Here is a 3586-nt window from a genome sequence, read left to right as displayed (position 1 = left end):
CGTCGGCGCGCCCATCGCCCAGGACGAGCCGCCCCGGCGCGCCCTCGCACGCGCCCCGATCGGCCCGCCCCACCCATCTCGAAGCTTTCCTGGAGGTCCAGTGGCTCTTGGCCAGCTCCATCGCACCGGCCTCTCCCGACGGAGCCTGCTGCGCGTCGGCGCCGGCGTCGCGCTCGCGACCGCCCTGTCCGCGTGCGGTGGTACCGACGACGGCGTGGGCGCCGACGGTCGCGTCACCATCGAACTGTGGCACGGGCAGTCGGACACCGGCCGCGAAGCCGTCGAAGCACTGGTGGACATGTTCCACCGCGCCCATCCCGACATTCGCGTCGACCTCGGCGGCGGCGTCCTGGCCGACGCGATGCTGCAGAAGATCACCGCGGCCCTCGCATCCGGCTCCTACCCGGACGTCGCCTACATCTTCGGCTCCGACCTCGCCGGCGTCGCCCGCAGCCCCCAGGTGGTCGACCTGACCGACACGGTGCGCTCGGCCCCCACCCCGTGGGAGAACTACTGGGACTCCGCCCGAGACGGCGTCACCGTCCGCGGCCACGTCCGGGCGTCGCCGGCCCTGCTCGACGCGCTGGCCGTGGTCTGCAACAAGAAGATCTTCCGCGACGCCGGCGTACCCCTGCCGGAACCCGGCTGGACCTGGCAGGACTTCCAGGACACCGCCGCGCGGCTGACCGACTCCGGTCGCGGCATCTTCGGCACCGGCTGGCCGGGCGTGGGCGACGAGGACACCGTGTGGCGCCTGTGGCCGATGGTGTGGGACCTGGGCGGCGACGTGGTCGCCCCCGACGGCCGCAACATCGGTTTCCGCGACGTCGGAGCCCGCGCCCTGGGCACCGTGGAGGCACTCGCCCGCGCCAAGAGCATGTACATCGACCCGAAACCCGGCAGCGAGCAGATGTACCAGGTCTTCCACTCCGGCCGGATGGGCATGGTCCTCACCGGCCCGTGGCAGCTCCCCGACATCATCCAGGCGCAGGTCGACTACCACGTCGTACCGCTGCCCAGCTACAGCGGACGACCGATCACCATCTCCGGACCCGACACCTGGACGGTCTTCGACAACGGCACCGCCCGAGTGCGCGCCGCCCGCACGTTCGTGTCCTGGCTGGCCCAGCCCGAGCAGGATGTCCAGTGGGACGTCCGCAGCGGCAGTCTGCCGCTCAGCCGGGGCAGCGAGGGCATGCCCGAGTGGCGGAACCACACCACCGAGGTCGAGGGCCTGGGCGTGTTCACCAAGGCCCTGGAGACGGCCCGGGTCCGCCCGGTGCACCCCGCCTACCCGCAGATCTCCATGGCGCTCGGGGAGGCCATCGTCTCCGTCCTGCTCGGCAAGAGCAGCCCGGAGCGCGCACTGAGTCGCTGCGCCGCCGCCGCCAAGGCCGCCCTCGTCATACCGCGTTGAGGAGCATTTCCATGTCATCTCCACCCGCTCCACTGACGCTGTCGGACCACGACCGTCGACAGCGTGAGACGCGCCGCAAGCGGCGCCGCGAGTCGGCGACCGCCTGGGCGTACATCTCTCCCGCCGTCCTGGTCATCGTGGGACTGAGCGTGGTGCCCTTCGTGTGGTCGCTCATGCTGTCCTTCCGGGCCGACGACCTGGTGACGCCCAGCCGTTGGGTCGGCCTCGACAACTACGACGCGCTCACCCAGGACCCGCACTTCAGCCAGGCCGTCCGCAACACGCTGCTGTACACGGTGTTGTACGTACCGCTGAGCATGGCGCTCGGCCTGTTCCTCGCGTTGGCGCTGAACCGGCGGATCCGCCTGGTCGGCCTGTACCGCACCCTCATCTTCGTCCCGTTCATCATCTCCGAGACGGCCCAGGGCGTGCTGTTCTCGTTCATCCTGGACCCCCAGTTCGGCGCGGCCAACTCCCTGCTGCACGCGCTGGGTCTGCCCTCCCAGGGATTCCTCACCGACACCAACCAGGCACTCGCCGTGCTCGTGGTGATCTCGGTGTGGAGCGGTACGGGCTTTTGCGTGGTGATCTACCTCGCCGCCCTCCAGGACGTACCACCCTCGCTGTTGGAGGCCGCCCGACTCGACGGCGCGGGACGCCTGCACCTGCTGCGCCACGTGGTGCTGCCGACACTCACCCCCGTCAGCGTCTTCCTGCTGCTGTGGCAGACGATCAAAGCCCTCCAAGTCTTCGACCTGGTCTACGTCACCACCAAGGGCGGTCCACTCGGGTCCACCACCACCGTCGTCTACTTCGTGTGGGAGCAGGCGTTCAAGAACTTCACCGCCGGCTACGGTGCCGCCGCCGCGTACGTGCTCGCGCTCGCCCTGTTGGTGATCGGCGTGGGCCAGCGACTGGTGCGGCGCCGCAAGGCCACCGGTGTCGAGGGGAGCGCCCGATGAGCGCCGTGACCGCCTCCGCGCCCGAGAGCGCCCGCCCACAGGCCGCGCCGGACTCGACGCCGAGCCCGCGCCGCAAGAAGTTGCCGTTCAGCGCCTGGCACCTGCTGCTCGCACCCTTGGCCATCCTTTTCGCGCTGCCGCTGTTCTGGCTCGTGCTCAGCTCGGTGATGAGCGACGCCGAGATCAACCGGTTCCCACCCGCGCTGTGGCCGTCCGGGATCCACCTCGGTGGCTACCACTACGTCCTGGGCAACGCGATGTTCCCGCGGTGGTTCGCGAACTCGCTGATCGTCTCGGCGGTCGCGGTCGCCTCCAACCTGGTGTTCGGCACGCTGGGCGGCTACGCGTTCGCCCGGATGCGGTTCGCCGGTTCGCGGGCCCTGATGGTGCTGATGCTGGCCACCATGGCGATCCCGTTCCAGCTCACGATGATCCCGACGTTTTTGATCATGAAGCAGCTCGGGCTCATCGACACCCTAGGTGCGCTGATCGTCCCCTCGCTGGTCACCCCGTTCGCGGTGTTCCTGCTCCGGCAGTTCTTCCTCTCCCTGCCCCGGGAACTGGAGGAGGCGGCCTGGATCGACGGGTGTTCGCGCATGCGCGTGCTCTTCCTCATCGTGCTGCCGCTGTCGAGACCCGCGCTCAGCACGGTCGCCGTCCTGACGTTCCTCACCACGTGGAACGACCTGACCTGGCCACTGATCGCGATCAACCACGACACCCAATACACCCTCCAACTGGGGCTGACCACCTTCCAGGGCCAGCACCACACCAAGTGGTCCGCCGTCATGGCGGGCAACGTGATCACCGTGCTGCCCGTGCTGATCGCCTTCCTCGGCGCACAGAAGTCGTTCATCCAATCCATCACCTCCAGCGGGCTCAAGGGCTGACGGCTCGCCGCCGCCCTGTTTTCGCCCGCCTCGGCCTCGGCCCCGCCCGAAGTCCCCGACCCACCCGGCGCGTCCGCGCGCACGCCTCGCACCTCATCCCAGGAAGTCCGATGCCGCACACCTTCGACCTTCTCGTCATCGGCGACGCCAATCCCGATGTCGTGGTCGGTCCGCTCGACGAGCCGTTGGCCTTCGGGCAACGCGAACAACTCGTGCCCACCGGCCTGCTCACCCTCGGCGGCTCCGCCGCGATCACCGCGTGCGGCGCCGCCCGACTCGGCCTGCGCGTCGCCATCGCCGCACGCGTCGGCGACGAC

General features: G+C 69.7%; 3 protein-coding genes and 1 pseudogene. All 4 read left to right on the top strand.

Annotated features, from left to right (window positions below; translation table 11 throughout):
- Positions 1 to 100: 100 nt before the first annotated feature.
- Positions 101 to 1417: an ABC transporter substrate-binding protein gene (locus tag GT354_RS50405; RefSeq protein WP_161364964.1), complete on the top strand. Its 1317-nt coding sequence runs from the start codon at positions 101 to 103 to the stop codon at positions 1415 to 1417.
- 11 nt (positions 1418 to 1428) lie between these two features.
- Positions 1429 to 2379, top strand: coding sequence for a sugar ABC transporter permease (locus GT354_RS50400; protein WP_161364962.1), 951 nt, complete (start codon positions 1429 to 1431; stop codon positions 2377 to 2379).
- Positions 2376 to 3269 (top strand): carbohydrate ABC transporter permease, encoded by an 894-nt coding sequence (locus GT354_RS50395; protein WP_161364959.1) that lies wholly within the window; start codon positions 2376 to 2378, stop codon positions 3267 to 3269. Before GT354_RS50400 ends, GT354_RS50395 begins: the two co-directional genes overlap by 4 nt.
- A 110-nt stretch (positions 3270 to 3379) precedes the next feature.
- Positions 3380 to 3586 (top strand): annotated as a pseudogene (locus tag GT354_RS50390) (carbohydrate kinase family protein); the annotation flags it as partial.

This window comes from Streptomyces sp. SID3343 (genome assembly GCF_009865215.1).
In the GTDB taxonomy this organism is placed as follows: domain Bacteria; phylum Actinomycetota; class Actinomycetes; order Streptomycetales; family Streptomycetaceae; genus Embleya.
Note: the sequence above shows the minus strand (reverse complement) of the source record. Positions and strands in the feature narration are given on the sequence as shown.

Excerpts from the sequence above, each read along its gene's own strand:
- GT354_RS50400 (WP_161364962.1), top strand. The coding sequence starts at position 1,429 with ATGTCATCTCCACCCGCTCCACTGACGCTGTCGGACCACGACCGTCGA.
- GT354_RS50395 (WP_161364959.1), top strand. The coding sequence starts at position 2,376 with ATGAGCGCCGTGACCGCCTCCGCGCCCGAGAGCGCCCGCCCACAGGCC.